Consider the following 20,859-nt stretch of genomic DNA (forward strand, 5'->3'; position numbering starts at 1 on the left):
AGAATGATATAATCAATTTTCATTCAAGAATCTACTCTTCATAATACAATATATTACATATATTGTATTATGAAACAACTCATATTCCTCTCTGCGCTATTCATATTTTTTGGCTGCTCACCTACTAACACCTCCAAGGAAGCCGGGAAAGAACCAACGAATCAAATAGTCCTTATCTTCAATAAACCTGTTCAAAATGGCTCTTATCGAAATCAAATCGGCTCTCAAAATGGTGACGAAATTCAATTCTTAGATGACCATATGATTGAACAGCGACTGCACCTGAACATTGGAGCAGAGTCGGACACCGTGATTGTCGAAAGCAAACGTGACTTGGTTGAAATAAGGTTGATGTACAAAGGAGTTGACGAGCTCAAATACTTGTTTCAGAATGGCGATTCCATTGTCTTTAATTATTCGGACATCAAGCCAATTGCTAAGGTCATAAATCGCCAAGAAGATTATACCGTGACTAATTTCAGTTTGGTTGAAAGAGATAGTATTGCTCTTGATGAATACACAGCATTGGATATTGCTAAGATGCCTATCCTACTTCATTATAGAGCAAAGGATATGAATATAGATGACTACAGCTCTTTCATGAAAAAGATAGATCAAATGACATTAAAAAACATCCCTCTAGAGATAGAAAGAGAATATACAATATTAGAAGCGCTGAAGGCAGAGCAAAAAATCGGCAATGATCAATTTCAATACAGACTTCAAAACATCTACTTTCAACTTTTGTACCTTCAAGCATCACCATTGAATAAGAAAGGAGTGGAAAACCCAAAATTCACGTCTCTAAAAGCTGTCACTCAAGATCTTGAAAACCGATTTCCTGACATCCGCACTAAAAGAGGTGATTCATTATTATACAACTCAGCCTATGCTTCCTTTTTTCATTATTCAACTTCAATAGAATTCAGCTCAAAAGTGAGTCAATACGAATACAAAACAGAAACAGCAGGCGGTCGAATTACAAATTACCCTCAGGCCTATGATTCTGTGCAAGTATCCTCTCAACTCACAGCTATTGAAAAGAAAAAACTACAATTCGCTTATATAGAAAAGCTATTCCAAGATGCAGGTTACTTCCCCATTGAAAAGCGTTGGGAATACCTGAACAAGTTCAAAAATGATTATCAGGACTCGGCAATGGTTGATTTTTTAGTGAAGAAGTTCAATATCAAATTCAAAATAGATGACGATCTTGAACTTGTAGACAAGGCAGGAAAAGTAACTTCCCTTGAAGCATTGATTACATCACACAAGGGCAAAGTACTCTATATAGATTACTGGGCTAGTTGGTGTGGGCCTTGCATTAACGAAATGCCGAGTTCTAAGCAATTGCAGAAGGATTTAGCAAATGACAATATTGTTTACATCTACCTTTCAAGTGATAGAACAGACAGGCCTTGGCAAAAGACCATGGAAAGGCTTGAGTTAAATGAGGGTTTACATTTCAGAATAGACAATGCGGGCTACACTACTAAAATGGAAGAGCTTAATATTCCTTCAATTCCTCGGTACATGATTTATGACTCCAAAGGTAAGCTGGTAAACAATAATGCCCCTCGACCGAGCCAAAGCAAAGTGCTAAAAGCAGAACTTATGAAGTATATTGAAACCTCGAAGTAGACATTTGTGTTCTACCCTCGAAATCAGAAAGGAATATATGCTTACTTGGATTGACGTAATCAAATTTGCCAACAACGGCAGCCCAGCCCCCGACAGAAGGGTAGAAAAAACAGAGGAAGAATGGAAAGCCATTTTAACTCCATCACAATTTCAAATTGCCAGATTAAAAGGCACCGAAAGGGCAGGAACTGGTGAATTCTGCGAACGCCACGAACCAGGACTATATGGTTGCGTTTGCTGCGACACTCCCCTATTCGATTCCAGATTAAAATTTGAATCTGGTTCTGGCTGGCCAAGTTTTACACAACCCGTAAAAGAAAATGCCATTAAGTACGAAAAAGACACGTCTTATGGAATGGTGCGTGTGGAAGTAATGTGCAATACTTGCGATGCTCATCAAGGTCATGTTTTTCCTGATGGGCCTGCGCCAAGTGGATTACGCTATTGCATTAATTCAGCTTCGATGAAATTGATTGAAGAAGACAAAACCGAAGCCACAGCCATTTTAGGTGGCGGCTGTTTTTGGTGTACCGAAGCTGTTTTTCAACGCGTAAAAGGAGTAGAAAAAGTAGAATCGGGCTACTCTGGCGGAACGATTAAGAACCCAACTTACAGAGAAATTGGAACAGGAAGAACGGGACATGCGGAAGTGATTAAAATTACCTACAACCCAGAGATTCTACCTTATGCCGATTTACTTCGTATTTTCTTTTCTACTCACGACCCTACTACTTTAAATAGACAGGGATATGACCAAGGAACACAATACAGGTCTGTAATTTTTTATCAAGACGAAGATGAAAGACAAACCTCAGAAGCTGTAAAGGAGGAAATGAAGGGTTACTTTGACGATCCTATTGTAACAGAAATCAGTCCGCTTGGAGCCTATTACCCAGCCGAAAATTACCATCAAAATTATTACAACGAGAATGGAAGTCAACCATATTGCAGGGCTGTAATTGATCCAAAAGTTCAGAAACTACGGAGCATGTTTAAAGACAGGCTGAAAGAAGAAGTATAAATATCGAGGCTTCACTTTAATAAGTGGAGCCTTTTTTACTTCCCTACCTTTTCCAACACTGTAAAATTTCGTGACAACCGATGCCCTTCTTCATCAACCACAGTAATGATGTGTTCACCCGCTGGTGGTGTTAAGGCGAGAACATGATTCCCTTGAGTGGTACCTAAATAGACATCATTTAAATGCCAATGCAACTGGCTATTGGGTTTACGATGAGCCACCTCAAACACCACTTGTTCCCTTTCGCCTTCTAGATTTATGGGAATATACACCTGCGCATCGGGTTCTGGATATACCATATCCATCACTTCCATATTCAAGCTTTCACCAAAGCAATCGCTCCGTAAAGGAGGAAGTTCTTGATAGGTTGGATTACGCTTTTTATAATACAGTGCTTGTTTAGGAGGAAGGACAAACCAATTGGTGCTGATCATATCTACCACTGGCTCGCAATCTGAGTTTACACGGTAATTTCTGGTTTTATCAAGGTGTACCCTTTGATGAAAAGGGCTTGCCATGGTATTCAGCCCAGCCTTTGGAATTAAAACGGTATCCACTTGAATGGAATAGGATGAAGCCAAATAACCACTTTGACGATCTACTGGTGCATATGCCATTTCAGCCATAGGCGGGTTAAACCAAGTAGTTTCAGGCAGCACATCAAAAATATCGAAGAGAATTGGCGCAGCGGCTTGAATACCCGTGAGTCCAGGTCGTCCTTCGCCATCGGCATTCCCTACCCAAACGCCTACTACATATTCGGGGGTCACACCTATTGCCCAACCGTCTCGATAACCAAAGCTTGTCCCAGTTTTCCAGGCTATTTTCTTGGCGCTAGAATACAGTTTCCATTGCGCATCATCACCCGGTCTATACACTTCCAGCATGGCTTTAAAAGTAAACCAAATGGAAGAAGCACTGAGTTGTTTATTGTTACTCAGTTCAATGTTTTCAGTTGGCTGTTTTTTAGGAACACCTTTTTCACTCAACAATGAAGGTTGAACTTTTGAATTTGCACCATCATAATTCGCAAATTCAAAATCACTTTTCTCATAATGCTTTTCGGGAGCCCGCCCATTAAACTGTGTGAGCGTACGCGCCATTCCTGCATAAATATTCGTCAAGTCCCAAAGAGTGCCTTCAGAACCGCCCAGAATCATTGACAGGCCATAATGACTAGCAGGCTGGGTAAGCGTTGTCATTCCTAAATCTTTCAGTTTTTCATGGAAACGCGGATAGCCATAATCTTGAAGCATATGAACTGCGGGAATATTAAGCGACCTCGACAGTGCCATATCAGCATGGACAGCACCATCGTATTCGCGGGTAAAATTCTTTGGTACGAAGTTCTTGAAATACACAGGCACATCAGGCAAAAGCGATTTTGGCAACATCAACCCCTCATCTAACAGAGAAGCATACAGAATGGGTTTGAGCAAACTGCCTGTGCTCCTTGGCGCTTGAATCACATCTACTTGTTGGCCAGTTGACGATGTACCTTCCTCATACACATTTCCTATATAGGCCTTCACTGTATTACTACGAACATCCAACACAATGGTCGAAGCATTTTCAATTCCATCGAGCCTCAATAATGCATTATGGTTTTTCACCACTCGGTCTACACGCCTCTGCAAATGCGCATCTAGCGTAGTTTGCAACCTTTGGCCTTCCTTTCCATCCTTGACGCCTTTATCTAGCAAGTGCAAAGCTTCAATTGGAATATCATTAGGTTTAGAAGGAATGGGTTCGTCTTTAGCCAATTCAAGGCTGGTTTCATCAAAAAAGCCTTCATCATACATTTTATCTAAAAGGCGATCGCGTTTGGCTTTTAAAGGAGCCGTATTTCTTCCGGGGTATAGCAATGAAGGCTGATTGGGAAGCACTGCCAACAATGCGGCTTCGGCCCAGCTTAAATCGTTGGCCCTTCTGCCAAAGTAGCGCCATGAGGCCGCTTCAATCCCCACCGTATTTCCTCCAAAAGGGGCGTGCGAAGCATACAGTTTCAAAATGCTTTTTTTGGAATACCGAAGTTCAAGCCGGGTGGCCAGAATCATTTCCACCAACTTTTCATATATGTTGCGCGACTTCCCCTTTCGGCACATGCGAATCACCTGCATGGATAAGGTACTGCCTCCACTCACCACATATCCAGCTTTTAAATTCTGAACCATGGCCCGGCCCATGGCCAAAGGATTTACCCCGGGATGGCGATAGAAATATTGATCTTCGAAAGTAAGTAAAGCTGCCTCATATTTATCAGAAATGGAATCTACTTCTGGAAACCGCCATTGGCCGTCTCTGGCAATTCGAGCAGAAAGCATTTCTCCATTTTCGGCATTGAGTACAGTTGCGTATGGATCGTTAAAAAGTGTTTTAGGCAAGCAGACATAATACGCAGCCGACAATAGCACGAAAAGCACCACGATTGGATAACGATATTTTTTGATCTGTTTTTTCATTCGGTGAGGTAAGACCCGACAGATTTTAAAAACCTGTCGGGTCTAATGTGATATGTACTTAATTCACTCGCTTTACTTCTACCCATTGACCAGGCACGCGCGCATTAATGGTGTTGTCGTACATGGCTTGGACTCCAACAGCCGGCAAGTAAAAACGCCCTGCATAGGTTGCATTCAGAGCTACCTTAAACAGCTTTCTCTCGTTAGGTCTTAAGTCAAAATAAGTGTAAACTCTATCGTCCCGAATATCTTGATAAGTATAGTTCTGCGAAGTGGTAGCACCCGGAATTTCATTCAGTCGTTCATTCAAAATTTCCCAACCTGAAGGGAACACTTGGCTCAAGGCAAGATTCTCATAAACCCCTCTCGTTCCGGGGTTGAACACTGAAACTTCAGCAAAGAAATCTGTACCTTGACTTAAACTGCTCGGATCCACGCTCTGTCCATTACGGTCTACATAAGTCACTTTTACTGTCAGACCACTTGAAGCCGCAGTTTCATTTCCAGCTAAGGGCTGACCCGTTTTAATAACTCTGGCAAAGAGCACTCCTTCGCCCTTATTCTCTACTTTAACCGCACCAGCTTTTGCTCCATCCACAGGCACATCAATCAACTTCACAGGCTTGGCCGTCTCTATACTTTGGTTCGAACCTGAGTTCAAAACGTAAGAAGCTTCTAAGCCTTTCGAAGTTTTATCTACTCCCGAAAACTTGATGACTGAAAGTAACGAGTAAGCCGTTGTTTGTGTGCTCATCCAACGGTCATCACTTAAATCATCGGCTACAGTCCTTAACAATGTCATGCCCTCGTTTTGCATTTTAAGCAAGCCCAAAGTCTCTAAAATCATGGCATTGTCGCGGGTTTGAGAACCGTAATAATAGTAGTTCGATTTAGGTGTGGACACCTTCGGCTCTGAAGCAATTAGTTCTTTCGCCACATTTACTTTTCCTGCCACCGCATAAGCTGCCGCTAATCTCCATTTCGCTTCCAGCGAAAGACTATTATCTTCCCTTAAACGGTTCATAGCACCCAACTCAGGGCTTTGTGCTAAAGCCAAAGTATACAATCGGTAAGCTTGCATTAAATCATCGTTGTATCGGCCATGACGCATCCAATTCTTAGCCTTTCTACTTTGAAATTTTGTCCAGTTTCTCAGTAAGTTGGAAGGAATGTTATAACCCTTATCCTTGGCTTCCATCAAGAAATGACCAGCATAGTTTGTACCCCAGTCATTGTCATCGCTTTGGCCGGGCCAATAAGAGAAACCTCCTTCACTCGTTTGAAACTTCGACATTCCATCAATGGCCGCTTTGATGTTTCTTTCAATTTCAGCTTTTCTATCAGCCGTCAATTCCATAATGTCTCCTAAAAAGAGTTGAGGAAAAACTGCGGAAGTAGTTTGTTCTATGCAACCATGCGGGTAGCTAATTAAGTAATTCAAGCGCTTTCCAAGGTTGATTGGAGGAATGACGGAAAGTTCGAGCTGTACCTTATTCGTACCCGCCATTCCCATTTGCTCGAAAGACTGATTCCAGCTTTCCCCAGCTTGAAGTGCCTTGGCAATTACATCGGTAGCAGGTGGATTAGGGCTTCGTACATCAATTTCCACTTTATAAGTTGCAGTTTCATTTCCTGATGTTGCCACAATTTCAACAGCACCAATGCCTAATGTTTCACTTACCTCCAATTCAAAATCTATGATCTGATCTCCAATTTCATTAAAAGTCAATGACTGTTGTCCTGAACCAATGGTTTTCAATAAGGCATTTCCCTTCACAGAAACCTTCACCTCTTTCACCGATGGCTCCATGGCAAAAACGCTCACTGGTAACTTCACTTTTTCGCCTGGGCCAATTACTCTTGGCAGCGTACCCAAAACCATCAATGGTTTGCGTACTGGCGTTGCTTTTTCTGCTTTTCCATATGCACCGTTTTTTCCTGCTACCACCATGGTGCGCACAGAGCCTACATAATTCGGCATTTTAAAAGTATGCGAAGCGGTCTTCCCCGCTTCCAACCTAAAAGGCCCTAAATGTTTTACCACTGGCTTGAAACGATTGGCTTTTGCACTCTCTGGTTTAGCGTTCGTACCATCACCACCGAGGGCTAATAATCGGGTCAGCTCTCCATTATAGGCATTCGTTACATCATCGAATAAATCCCAAGTTTTTACGCCCAAAGCCTGACGCGCATAAAAATTCGACCATGGGTCTGGCGTACCAAAACGGGTGATATCAAGTAATCCTTCGTCTACCACCGCAATAGTATAAGTCATTGCACGACCTTCTTTTTCGCTCACCTTCACCGTTACATCCGATTCTGGCTCCAGTACATTCGGTAATGAAATTTCAGGATTCAGTTTGGTTTTTGGGTTGCTTACATTTATTGGCACTACGCCATACAGCCTGATAGGCAAATCGTTTCTGGTTTGTGCATGAGGCTGTAAAAGTGTGGTGTTCACATAAGCGTTTGGCACCATTTCTTCGGTAGTAGCAAACTCAAATGCCGTTTCTCCTTTACCAGTTTCTACCCAATAGGAGGCAACTACCTTGCTGCCATTCTCCACGCTTACCAATGCTCTTCCTTCTGAGTTTGACGGAATATTGATTTTCACTTTTTCGCCAATATTGTAATCTTCTTTGTCGGTAGAAAAGGCTAAAAGAGAAGCGCCTCCCGGACGGTTATTGTCGTCTGCCCAACCCGGCCAATCGAAGTAGGCGATTGTTCCAGTGGAATGTTTAGAAACGGGATCTGTTACACGAATGTAATAGCGTCCCCACTCACGGTCGCCAATATTAACATCTACCGTTGCTTTGCCTCCCGTAGCGTTCACCGTTTTGGTCATTACTGGTTTGTTGTAATTGGCGCCTACGTAATTGGCGATATCGTTTTGGCCACCGTCCCACCACCAGCGCCAGCCTAATTTGTAAACTTCAAAAGTCAATCCTTTTCTGTCAATCGTATTTCCTTCGGAATCCACCGTTACTACGCTCATTTGATGTGATTTGCCCGTAACCAATTGTCCTCTTCTGTCACCCTCTGGCTTTTTCACTCCAACAAATGAAGTGTAGGGATAAAATGGAATACTGAATTGATCGATACTGAAATCACCTCCCGGCTCGTATACCTTTCCTTTAAAAGTGGCCATTACAGCCCCCGGAGAATTTAATTCTGAGCCAATTTTCAAGTTCACTTTTGAGTGACCAGAAGCGTCAACCTCTCCAGAAAAAACCTGAGTGGGTTGTTGGTTGAAATTCTTTGCTTCATCATCAAATGAATAATTAGGGAAGTTTTTAAAAGTAGTCGTGACAGGGTTCAAATAAAGGTCGAATTCGGCTTTTAGGTTTCTTGCAGCTGCGCCCGTAAGCCATTTCACATTCAAGTCGCCCGACACAAACGTAGTTGCAGCAGTTAGCCTGTCTACTCCGAAATCCAAATCAATCTTAAGTCGGTTAGGCTTAACTGTTTCCACCTTTACACGTTTGGTGAACTCCGCACCACCTAAGCTTACCTTTGCTGTCCAGTTGCCCGTTGGGTCTGTGTCGGCAGTTTGGGTTTTGAAATCGTAAAAGCCATCCACAGACTGCGTTCTCACAATACGCTGCTTTGTATTTCCAGATGGATCGATTAACTCAAAAACGACTGGGTGGTCATCTGGCAGATTGTTTTCTTTATCTTCTAAAATAAAGTTTAAATAAATATCATCGCCCGGACGCCAAACACCTCTTTCGCCATACATAAAGCCTTTTAACCCTCTTTCTACTCGAGCGCCACCTGTATTGAAATTACTCATGGAGAGTGAAAGCCCATCTGAAAGTTTTAAATAACCGCGCTCCGCCCCTCGGTTGGCTACCAATAAAAATGGTTTCCTCAATAAGTCCGTTTCAATTTTACCTTGACCATCGGTAGTTACAGTAGCAATCTTCTCTTCCTGAAAGTCATAAACATCTACAGAAACACCCGAAATTGGCTTAGTGGTTTTCAAATCAGTAACAAAGGCCGTCAGTTTTCTATTGTTCCCAATTTTAGCAATCATCCCTAAGTCTGACGCCAAAATATTCTTACTTACCATTCTATTGTTACCCACGTAATAGGAATCTGTACATGGATTATCACGGTCCTGCCAGTTGTAGTTTCTACCATAGTTGTAATCGTAATAACTATCGTACGCACCGTCATTGTCGCCAGAATAAGCGTCCCAATTGTCTTCTGGAATTTGCCCTGTTAGTACTGGTGTTTCATCTGCTGGTGCGGCACAGCCAAAAGTAGAATATGGCCTTCTGAAGTTGATTCGTACTTGGTAAATGGCTCCTGGTTCGGTTTGAATAAGCTCATTCAAGTCAAGCGTAAAACGATTCCACTTCCCTAAATCAAACACTCCCGATTCGTTAAGCGGAATACGTTTTTGCAAAACTGGTTTCCCAACCCTGCGCAATTGCTCATTCCCATCGAATTCGTTTACCTGAAGAAATTGCAACACATTGCGCTCATATATTTTGATTACGGTTACGTCTACTGCATTCAAGTTCACGGCTTCGAAAGGAAGAATGAGGCCATCGGTACTGGGTAGAATAGTACCTTTTGCATTGAGTTTTAATGAAGGTTTTAGCTGTTCAAAACTTACGGAGTTTTGAGAGAGCTTTTTCATTCTAAAATCCATGAGGTTACGAATGCCTGGAAAACTCCTAACCATCTTAACACCAGAAATGTCAGGCGCCACATAGACCCTTACATTATTGCCATCAATAGTATAGCGAAGATCATTTTGACCTTCTACAGTAATTAACCCCGTTAGATCTTGGTCCTCTTTCAAAGGATCGGAAAAACTGACCAAAACATAAGGGTCGCCTGTTTTTACCACTTTAACATCTAACACCTCAAAATCGCCAAGAACAGCCACGGGCACCACCGTTCGCGAATCCCGATCCACCCCCAAACTGCCACCATCTACTGTCACTTCAACCTCTGTAGCTTGTTCCTTTCTTTCAACTCCTTGTACTTTAAACCTGTGTGTAGTGCCGTTTGCTTTATCAATTTCCCATTGTACTGAAAGGTTACCGCCTGGCTGTTTGAACGACACTGCCTTCACCACAGCAGCAGAGTCGGCAAAATCAGCAGTATTGAACTGCCCTTCAATAACTTGCTTACGCATTGCATCTTCGGTATCTGAGGCAATTTGTTCTATTTCTAAATCGAAATTTTGACTGATCGTTTCAAATCCAAAATTGAAATTATTGAGTTCTTTCTCTACTTCCTTCAGGCTGCTCAACTTTAGCGTTCCGTTGTACAAAGTGCCTGATTTAAGAGGAGATGAAGGTTGAAATTCTACAACATTATTTCCTACCCAACGGCCTTTACCAGAAATACTTGGTGTGAACTGAAAAAGCGAAGTAGGATCTGTACTTAACTGGGCATCCGTTACGGGTTCTACCAAACGCACCATAATGGTTGAGCGTGTAGATACTTTTCCAGAAGTATAAGATGAAACATAAGCCGAAAAGGCTTGATCGGCTTGCTTATTAAGCTGATCTATTGGGGTTTTCTTATCACTACAAGAGGCGACAAAAAACAGGCACAACAAGGCAGCCAAAAGAGAGGTTTTGGATAATGACATTTCAATTTAATTAAGACAGTAAGAGATTGGAACGCTGATGGTTCAATATAAAAATTACCGCTCCAAATAGATAACTAAGAATCATGAATTTATTGCGTGTAAATGAAAAGATTAGAAAAATAAAACCGATTTATTAGTCTTGAATAATCTCTCAAAAACCTTTAGCGGTTACTAAATACCCTCCTTTACCTTTACAGTTAGTACAGGGCATTCCCAAGCCAGTCTCTCCGGTACCAAAACAATAATAACAGGTTACCATTTTTTCTGTTTTAATTTTTGGAGTTGCCTCAAGTTCAATCCTTTTTGATTCCTTTCTTACTAGATAATCTTTTTTTCTCTTCGCTTTTTCAATACGCCTATCAACAGATGCTTGTATCTCTGGAATTGATGCAAACTCAGGATGAGTTCTAAGCATCTCTTCAATAGTTCTATAAGAGAGCTGAACGCCTTTGTCCTCTACATGCCACAACCTACCTTTAGGAGTAAACCATGCTCTTTTATTATTACAGATATGAATCTTAATCTTCTTCATACATCATATTAAATGTAACAAATGTAATATTTAATATGCATATTATATTCTATAAAATTCATTATCGTATTTTTAATTTTAAAAAAAGCTGGTGCTTGTTCGAATGAGTTGAAATTGATGTCAGAACAACGATCAATTTTCGCATTACCAAATTTGAGTATCGTTGAGGAAATAATTCTTTAAAAAAATTCAGCCAGAAAGATTTACCTCATTTTGCTAACTTAGTAGGCATGAAAACGATCAGACTATTTTTTCTTCTGCTGTGCTTCTGCTTTTCTCATCAAGCCTTTGCGCAGCATGTTTTTCCAGATGTAGTTGATAATTGCTATTTGGATCAATTTGTTTATGAAACCGATGAGATACTTGCGAAACTTGATAATGAAAAAATCATTGAAGTGGTTACAGCCTCTTGGGATGAAAAGACAAAAAAGAATGCTGAAGGAATTCTTGGGTTTCAGGTTTTGGTGGACAATAGAGGTACTAGCTGCTTGATGAGCATTAGAAATGAAACCAATATTAAAACCAAAAAAATGAACCTTATCAGCAGTATTAACGACAACCTTAAATGGCCAAGAATGCAACAGAAGGTTTCTGTTATAGTGGTGATGGAGTTTAAAGATGGTGAAATAACCATGAAAAGAATGGGGACCAAAGACATGAAAACCTTAATTGAGGTTGGTAGTGAAGGCAACTAATCTCTTATTACAGAAAATTAAAACGGGCTTTGATTAATATTAGATCAAAGCCCGTTTTTGTTTTATCAGTCCATTCTTAAAGTTTCAGCAGGGTTCATTTTCTTTACCTTACCTATTTGAGTAGTGACCGTTAGGAAAACTACAATTGTCAAAATAGCAGCTGCAAAAAACAATGGAATAAAGTTTACAGGATCGTGATAGGCATAAACCTCATCTAGAAATATCCCAATGATAAATACTGCTAACGTACTTCCAATTACCACTGCTATGGATAACATGATACCGAATTTTAGATAGACAGATTTAGTAAGTTGTATCAAATTAGCCCCTAAAGCTTTTTTAATACCTATGTCTTTCATTTTTGATGCGATGCTTAAAGATGCTAAACCAAAAATCCCCATGGCCGCAAGAATTGTAGCGAGGGTAGATGTAAATAACATAGTGTTTTTCAACCCTCTGCTATCTTCAGAACCAGAATCAAAAATCCTAGATTGTAAAAAGCCTATATATGGCTTATTCTGTACTACATCCACCCATGCTTGTTTAATTTTATCTTCCATTTCCATTTCAGTACCTGCCGAAACTTTTAATGTAAGATAATTCAATTCAGAATCGGGTTTGGCCTTTATAATTATGGGCTCTATTTTGTCACTCAAGCCTTGATAGGTGAAATCATTCAATACACCCACCACCTTATGAAAAACACTATCAATTTGAATTAGATCATCAATTCGAATACCGTAATGTTCGGCAAATTTATAATTAACCATTACCGAAGACTGTGAATCACTAATCAGTTCAGGGTCGAAAAACCTTCCTTCATGTAGCTCTAAGCCCATAAACTGCGGATACTTAGCACTACAAGATAGAAACGAAGCTCGGTTCTTTTTATCACCCAAGTAAAATTCAGTATTGCCATAAGCCTCACCTAACGCTGCATTTGTTGCAACGGCTTCTTCAACCCCAGGTATAGACATCATTTTATTCAATAATTCTGGATAGACTTCTGAACTTGGAATATTCACTAAAATTTTGTCTTCCTTATCAAAGCCCCACTCTATCCTTTTTTGCATATTATTGGTTCGAACGAACATGATTCCACCTACAATTGTGATGATTGACAATACCAATTGAAACGTAATTAGTGCACCCGAAAAACCCCATTTTTTCCCGAGCTTTTCCTTACCACTAAAAATGACAGAAGGCTTGTATTTTGAGATATATACTGCAGGATAAAATCCTGAAAGGAAAGTAACCACTAATAAGAGTAACCCTAAAAAGAGCCATAAATTTCGGTTGGAAAATAAATTGAGCGAGATAGTTCCGCCAGACATTTCATTAAACCAAGGCATAAAAAGCCCTCTGGCCAAAACAATTCCCAAAAAAACAGAAAGCGCACAAAGAATTAGATTTTCCGTTAAAAATTGGACAATTATTTGAGTTCGTTTACTGCCTATTGTTTTACGGATTCCTATTTCCTTTACCCGCCTTGTTGCCATTAGAATAGCAATATTCACATAGTTAGAAATGGCCAATAACAACATAAAACCCGCAATGGAGATGAGTAATATAATTGGAGCCATAGGTGGCGATCCTCCAGGCACTCCGTTTAAGTTACTCTTGGCCATAGACTCTAAAGGCACGAGGAAAATCGACTCGTATTGAGCATCAGGTTTAAGCCCGTTTTGGACTGAAACCATTGATTGAAATGACCTTTCGAGCTCCAATACATTAGTTCCTTTCTCTAATTCTATAAATGTTACGGCATTGGCCTGGGCTGTCTGCCCCCTATTTTCCAGCACCTCGTAACTTATAAGAAAGCCCGGCCTGATGCTAGAGTTATTGGGCGCATCTTCGATTACTCCCCCCACCGAAAAATTAATTTCTTCTTCGTCATAAATGACTTTCACCAACTTATCGATCGGATATTCATCTCCGAAAAACCTTATGGCGGCAGATCTATCAATCACAATCTTAGAAGGGTCTTTCAGTGCATCTTTACTTCCATAAACCATAGGAAAAGAGAATGAATTGAGAAAATCGGGGTCAACATAATTTACATAGCTCCTGAAAATATTATCCTTAATTCGGAAAATATTTTGTGTGCCTTTCATCCTGGTCCTGCGTTTTATTTGAGGAAATTTATCCGGTAATTCCTTGGCTAGGCTCGAATCAAAAACCCCGTATTTACCCAAGTTACCTTCAATAAAAGCCTCATGCGCGACCAAGTAGATGTTCTTACCGTTTTCATGAAATTGATCTCGAATCACCCGTGGTTCGATAAACATAAAAGCCACCAAACAGCAGCCTATGGCGCAAGAGAGCCCTGTGATGTTGATAAACGAGGGCATTTTTTGACGAAGGATATTTCGCCAACCGATTTTAAAATAGTTTTTGAACATAGCAATGTTGTTAAATTGAGTTGTTTGACTTGACTTCCTTTTAATATTCTTCCATCGGAATAGGCGAATAATGTCCCAAATAAAAGCACGCTTGGCACTCTTCACCCCTCTTTCTTCTAATCGCCAGAAAAAGAGTTCATGCACATCGCCTTGAATTTGCTCTAATAGCTTTGGGTTGCAATACCACTCTAAAAAGCGGTCGGCCCAGCGTGGTGGTTTCGGTTGCTCAAAATCTTTCATGCTGAAAAATTGAGTGCTGGTAGTTGATTATAGAGTTTGTCGCGCATGGATTTGACCTCATCCAAAACGGCTCTACCTGTTGATGTAAGGGAATAATAACGCTTTCTTCTTCCGCCCCGAACTTGTGAGGCCCCACCCATGCCAGAAGTGAGTAAACCTTTTTCTTCGAGCCGGTTCAAAACCGCATGAATAGCGCTGATGTTAACTTCACGTCCGGTCTGCTCTTTCATTTCTTTCAAAACAGAAACTCCGTAAGCATCTTCGTACAATACGCCAACGAGTAAAAGCACAAGCTCTTCTAGTTCACCAATGTTGTCGCCCTTCATTTTGATTTTATTTAATCTACAAATATAGATCAAATCTATAATATCTATATTTGTAAAACAAATAAAAGTGAACACTAGCCCTTAAAGGGTCACTGTGCCCTAGTTTGGTTAATAAGACCTAGGTTTGTAAGTGTATTTTCTTTTTCGATCTAAGAAATGCTTGATTCCAAGCTGAACTCCATTAGAATAATAGAGCGACTGATTAAATAGCTCAAATTGGGTGGTTACGTAGGTGAATTCCTTTATTGGAAATGATACATTACCCGTTACTCTCAAAAATCCATCGGTATAGCTATCAAAGAAATAACCTGCTTCTATCCTACTCTTTAACTTTCGCTCGTTTTCTCCGAATGTCCAAGCAATACCTCCACCACCGTAAAGCCTACTCTTGATAATCCAATAAGGGTTTCCGTTTTCTTGGCTCGTATTGGCAGCCGATACGAATAGTTCTGCAAAAGGTGAGAATCGGGATTTATTCGCTCTTTTTAAATTGGCAAACAGACGAGAGGTTAAAGCTCCTTCTAGGCCTCCGTTGGTATAATAGCTGCCCACCAAAGCAAAGCTCGATTGCCAAAACTTGGTAGAACCACGTTCATAGTAACCAATGATTTCAGACTTATAAATTTCTTTTGAGATACCCACACCTGTTTGTACAGGTGCAAAGTCTAAACTCAACGACTTAAATACATTTTCTTTTGACTGCGAAATACTAGCCTCCAACTCAACAAACATTTTATTGAAATTATCTCTCTGCAAGCCAGCCCCGGCACTAAACAATGGTTTTGATGGGTTATTGGCAGTTTGGTAACGGTAACTTAATCCGTAAAGCTCGTGTGCTAAATTTTGTGGATCAACATCTGTTAACACCAAATCAGACACGCTTGCATGAGTTACAGAAAAGCTATGCTGCCTCCCTCTTTCTGTTCTTAGGTTGAAAGTAGCGCTGCTTTCCCAAACTGACTGATCGAAGTTATCTTCTACATAAGCTGTATTTACTTCAACAGAATTATTCTCATTATAACGAAGCTCTTTCGTTAGGGCATGGAGGGTTTCTGGGCTAAAAAGCTCAGGAGTCCTATCGATCAAAAATTTCTGAACATCGGCATCGAAGTAAATCACGTCTGGATTAAAGCGCTTTTCAATTTCATTTTTTTTCTCGCTTCCTTCAGGTAATTGGCTGGCTATAAGAGCTGATCTTTCGTATTCCCCTATATCATACCAAGCAGAACTCACAAATGCTTTAGCCTCTTGATCTTCTGGATGATCAACAATATATTCATTATAAACGCTTTCCATTTTATTGTAAGCTTCGAGTTCAATCCACCATTGAAGCACCGTGTTTATTGGAATTTCATCTGTGAAATCAGACCATAATAATGCTTCCTGAATTCTTCCCTCATCTGAAAATGTGTAAGTAATGGTAGTTGCCTTAGGCCAAAGCAACGGAAACTCTTCTGGGCTTTTGCCTATTAATTCTTCACTAAGATTTTCGAGTTCAAAATCTATAAGGAACTGAATATATCGCGCATAATTTTCAGGTGTAGGGTTGTTTTCGTTTAAGTGAATGAGCAACTGCTTGATTTGCGACACATATTCGGTAGTGTAAAAGAAAGTGAAGTAATCTTTGATGGCAGATTCATCTTTCGCGTTGAAGAAAATTTTCCGATAAAGCCATCTTTCTGTTAACTCTTCATTAGGGAATGACTCTTTCTTCAAATAGAGGTTCAAATAATCTAAGGCTAGGGATTTCGACTGTTCTTGATATACCTCTTCCATAAAACTCCAAACATCCATTGGCTTTTCTTGATAGCCAGAATAGAGCACAAAATCAGTAAAAGTTAGCGAATCAACCGAGGCTTGCTTAAGAAGTTTATCTTCAAGGATTACTGTTGCTTGCTCTAACTGACTATTTTCGACAAACCATGCTACCGAATCTTCTGTGGTTGTTAATTGAGCCAGAACCTCCTCTGTAGTTTTTTCAGTTTCACCACTTTCAGCTATATAACCATTAACTATTGTAGCCCTTTCTGATAAGTAGCTACTGTAGTCTTCATTAGCCATAGCCCTAGCTTCAGACAAATCAAATAAAGGCGCCTCTTTCCATTTTACGTTGTTAAATAAAAGTTGAGGTTTTGATGTTTTAAGAGTAAATAGCGTACCACCGAAAAAAGCTGTTTTTGTATATGTTTCTACTACTTTGGAAAAACCCTTTTCCATAGCCTCTGCGTTTTCTTCTGTTGCAAAAACAAACCAATAAAACTCTTTATCATTCCATTTATTCGAACTGCTTTTTCTCACCGAATAAAAATCTCCGCTTTCACTGTATTCATAAGTAGAGTTTCTCCAGTTTCTCGTTATTCTTCCACCTTCTGTTGCTGTAAGGAATCTGGTGGTGGGATGTATTGTTCTCACTTTATCAAGGTATGACACCCATCTAGTATACATCCCTTCCTTATTATCAGAAGTTCTGTACCAGTTCAATCCTTCTCCATTTCTGTATTCAAATTCACCGGCTGAGTTATTGGTTTCAGTAGGAAGTTGAAACACATCATCAGGATGTATAAAATGCGTCCAAATTCCGGTGTATAAATAAAGCGACTGATGGATGTACTCCTTTTTATCATTGAAAGTATAGCCGCTTGTGATTCTAGGAAAATCAAAAAGGCTTGGTTCATACGGATCTGGGTCAAAATCTCTTCCGCCTCCTTCTTCAATTTCGCCTTCATAAGTAGTACTCATAAATTCAATCTCAGGCATGGCTCTTTTCAAATGTACCAAGCCAATGCTATCAATATAATTTGATGGCGCTACATAGCTTGTGGGATAATCTCCGAGTCGATCTACAGTCCATTTTTTTCTAGCCGCCTTAAATGCCGACTCTATGCTTTCTGGGTTTTCCCAAACCTCTTTCAATAAAGACTCATGGTTATACCCGTGAATGGCTAATTCAAAGCCATTTCGAAGAACCTCTCTGCTCATCCACACCGAAGTACTCAATTGTTTTCCGTTTCTTTGCGTCTTTTGAATATCCCACTGATCGAAAAGAAAAGGTGAGTCTTTTATTACATTATAGTTGAAAATTGGGTAAGCTGAATACTCGATTCCAAACCTCTTTGACAGCTTAAGCATATCTGGCCACCAAACATCAGTCACAAATTCTGCTTGGGTAATATCAAATTCTGACTTAATGGGCTCAGATTTGATAGCATAAGTAGGACTAGGAAAATCATCAATAAAAATAGTACTCACGTTTACCACTGGATAAGGTGTTCCTTCTAACCCACTCAAAATAGCCGCAAACAAAAGCCCTCTATCAGACCTTTCTAATTTGATAGTTGTATTAAAGTTAATTACCCGACCATTACCAATAACATTTTCAAAAATGACAGGGAATTCCTCGTCATTGACAGCTGTAGCCAACACATTAATATTCGGCTTAAAATTTTCTTTAGCTAAAGCAGTATGCTCCTTGTTAACATATAGGCTAGCACTATCTAAACCAGGTAATACATTTTTTATAAACCTAAAACCTTTAGCTCCTAAATCATACGCAAAGGTGGCATCCTCTTTAATTCCTGACAGATAACCCATCCGCTGATCTTCGTTAACACTTGAGAAAATAAGCGTACCACCTTCCCCTACAAAGCCTACTAAGTAGTCTATTGCTTGTTCTTTTAACTCTACCGCAGCTGTACCATCTATTATGATTACTCTAGGGGTAGATTTAAAAATAGGAGAATCATTAAACTTTTTTAGCGGTAGCTCTTTATATGGAATTTTAGTATAATCCATTATTTTACCAATATGGCCTGAGTATGAATCACTCAGTTCACTTCCAGCAAAATGAATATACACCACCAAAGGCTCCTCTAGCGCTTCAAAAGCAACTGATTTTTGATTTGTTCCACTTTTGGCTTCATCTGAATTACCACAACTCGCCAAGGCTACTATTAAAAATAGAGCCCAGAGAATAATTGGTCGATATATAATTCTGTAGCAATTCAAACTATAACAATTCTTTAATTCTCGCTTCTCCTGGATTATTTACAATTTCGAAAACGGTTAGATCTTCCTTCTTAAAAAACACTCTGATTGTTCTTCCTTCACTTTTTAATTTTTCCATACTCACCATAACCTCATCCGTCAAGTTTAAGTTAATCGCCAACCTATTGAAGCCATACTCACTAGTGGTATTATAGATAAACACCAACAGGCTATTTGGAATAATATACTGAGTGTTTGCTCTTAAAAACTCTTTATCTTCTTTATTAGCAAAGTAAACGGAGTCTCGAACAGCGTATTCACCAAGAAAATCCTTGTAGTTAATAAAATTATGAGAGTTGGTGCTGAGTGGTTGGAATGTTCCGCTATTTACCACTGCATAGGAATAAGGCAGAAAGCTAGCTGAGATTTCTTGATAAGCCGCAATTACATTTTTTGATAAGCGCGAGGTAGGTTCTTCTTTACCAAAAAGGTTTTTCTGACCATAAAATGCTCCCGTAGCAAATAGTATAAAAATGAGCACCACAGCAATTGCTTCAGGCATATATACTTTTTTCACTTTGGTTACGAATAGGTACATGCCCAAATAAATGGCTACACCTAAAATAATGGAGATAAATACGGGCAAAACTTCATTAAAAAGGTCGATATCAAAATATCGGAAGTCTAAAAAACTAATACCAATTAATACATTCACATAGATTACAAAAGCAATTAAACTTGCCCATTTATCTTTTTTACTCTTCATCATAAAAAACATTACTATAACAGATACCAGTGAAACAATCTGAACAATAGTAATTAACTCAGTATATGGTAGGATCATATTACTGGTATAAGTTGAGGATGTAACCGACAGCAAGTTTGAAACAATGAATTGAAAGAAATCTATGCCTTCATGATAAAAATGCAGGGCATAAACACCTAACACCAGCCCCGTTGCTAACGAATATGCTTTTAATGCACGAAAATAAAAGCGTCTATAATTTTTACTAGTAAAGAAAGAAGCAACCAAAATAAACGGTGGAATTAAAACTATTAGCGAGTAAACATCTATTAAGGCGATGGCCGTGAAAATGACAAATATTTTGGAAGTGTAGGTTCGTGAAGACCTTGCATAAAGTAACCATGGCTTATAAATATATACCATAGCCGGAAGCACCAACGTAAGCGCCATTAAGGTTTCTTTACCGTGGGTAATTTGCGAAAGATTAATGGGCACAAGATTAAAGAAAAAGGCAAAACTCAGGGTAGCCATCAGTGGAACGGTAACCTTAGAGCCCGTCATTATATTCATAAACCAGAATATGATAAAGCTCAGAATAAAAGCTTGAAGAATACCGAATGATTCAAGGGTGATTTCTGGACTTATCCCTGTCATTTTTTCGTAAAAAGTCATCAGAGCGTGTTGGCCGACAGCCCCTGCATCATTACTTAACCATTTTTGTTGTGAAATCCCCTTAAGGATTGCCAGTTCACTAAACCATGATTCCGAGAGTTGGTAATTATCATACTTGAATAAGTAAAACCTTACCACCATAGCCACAAAACCCGTTAGCGCCATTATCACAAACCCAAAATTGACTGATAGTCTTTTTGTAGGTTTCTCTTCAACAATATCAATTAATGGCTCTTTATCTTCTACCTTTTCAATTACATCCAACAAAATCATTTTCCTTTGACGCCTAAATCGAGCCGAATCGGAAAGCACATTTTGAATACCTACTAACCGAACTCCAAAAAAGATAACCATGATAAAGAGGCAGGTCATTAGGTCATAACTATTGATTTGAACCAATAGAAAAACCCCAACTACTATAACACTGGCAAAAAATGACCACATTCCTGCCATAGAATTGATTTGATTCTTAGACTTTTTTCCTTTGAAAAAAAGGCGTTTCATTACATATAGGAACAGAATCCA

General features: G+C 39.6%; 10 protein-coding genes. 3 read left to right on the plus strand and 7 right to left on the minus strand.

Translation table 11 applies throughout. The features are described 5' to 3' along the window. Positions 1-69: 69 nt before the first annotated feature. A complete protein-coding gene (locus OB69_RS18835; protein WP_053222837.1) occupies positions 70-1,641 on the plus strand; it encodes a TlpA family protein disulfide reductase in 1,572 nt (523 codons plus the stop codon). A 37-nt stretch (positions 1,642-1,678) separates the two neighbouring features. Next, the gene (locus OB69_RS06200) at positions 1,679-2,662 is read left to right on the plus strand and encodes a bifunctional methionine sulfoxide reductase B/A protein (protein WP_053222838.1); all 984 of its coding nucleotides are present in this window, start codon (positions 1,679-1,681) and stop codon (positions 2,660-2,662) included. A 35-nt stretch (positions 2,663-2,697) separates the two neighbouring features. Here the strand turns inward: OB69_RS06200 and pbpC are convergent, their stop codons facing one another. The 3 genes from pbpC to OB69_RS06215 form a co-directional block, all read right to left on the minus strand. After that, a complete protein-coding gene (gene pbpC, locus OB69_RS06205) occupies positions 2,698-5,124 on the minus strand; it encodes a penicillin-binding protein 1C (protein ID WP_053222839.1) in 2,427 nt (808 codons plus the stop codon). A 58-nt stretch (positions 5,125-5,182) separates the two neighbouring features. Next, a complete protein-coding gene (locus OB69_RS06210; protein WP_053222840.1) occupies positions 5,183-10,738 on the minus strand; it encodes an alpha-2-macroglobulin family protein in 5,556 nt (1,851 codons plus the stop codon). A 151-nt stretch (positions 10,739-10,889) separates the two neighbouring features. After that, positions 10,890-11,270, minus strand: a complete 381-nt coding sequence (locus tag OB69_RS06215) for a hypothetical protein (RefSeq protein WP_053222841.1) — start codon at positions 11,268-11,270, stop codon at positions 10,890-10,892. A gap of 230 nt (positions 11,271-11,500) precedes the next feature. Here OB69_RS06215 and OB69_RS06220 point away from each other — a divergent pair, with 230 nt between their 5' ends. Beyond that, positions 11,501-11,965, plus strand: a complete 465-nt coding sequence (locus OB69_RS06220) for a hypothetical protein (protein ID WP_053222842.1) — start codon at positions 11,501-11,503, stop codon at positions 11,963-11,965. A 65-nt stretch (positions 11,966-12,030) separates the two neighbouring features. Here OB69_RS06220 and OB69_RS06225 read toward each other — a convergent pair whose 3' ends face one another. The 4 genes from OB69_RS06225 to OB69_RS06240 form a co-directional block, all read right to left on the minus strand. Next, a complete protein-coding gene (locus OB69_RS06225; RefSeq protein WP_053222843.1) occupies positions 12,031-14,607 on the minus strand; it encodes an ABC transporter permease in 2,577 nt (858 codons plus the stop codon). Continuing rightward, positions 14,604-14,933 carry a PadR family transcriptional regulator gene (locus OB69_RS06230; protein ID WP_053222844.1) on the minus strand — a complete coding sequence of 110 codons (330 nt, stop codon included), beginning with the start codon at positions 14,931-14,933 and terminating at the stop codon, positions 14,604-14,606. The genes OB69_RS06225 and OB69_RS06230 overlap by 4 nt, the downstream gene beginning before the upstream one ends. A gap of 108 nt (positions 14,934-15,041) precedes the next feature. After that, on the minus strand, positions 15,042-18,938 hold the full coding sequence (locus OB69_RS06235) for a DUF2194 domain-containing protein (protein WP_157608499.1): 3,897 nt from the start codon (positions 18,936-18,938) through the stop codon (positions 15,042-15,044). Position 18,939: 1 nt separating this feature from the next. After that, on the minus strand, positions 18,940-20,838 hold the full coding sequence (locus tag OB69_RS06240; protein ID WP_185096871.1) for a hypothetical protein: 1,899 nt from the start codon (positions 20,836-20,838) through the stop codon (positions 18,940-18,942). Between the last annotated feature and the right edge of the window lie 21 nt (positions 20,839-20,859).

It is taken from the genome of Roseivirga seohaensis subsp. aquiponti (assembly GCF_001267955.1).
GTDB classification, from domain to species: Bacteria; Bacteroidota; Bacteroidia; order Cytophagales; family Cyclobacteriaceae; genus Roseivirga; species Roseivirga seohaensis.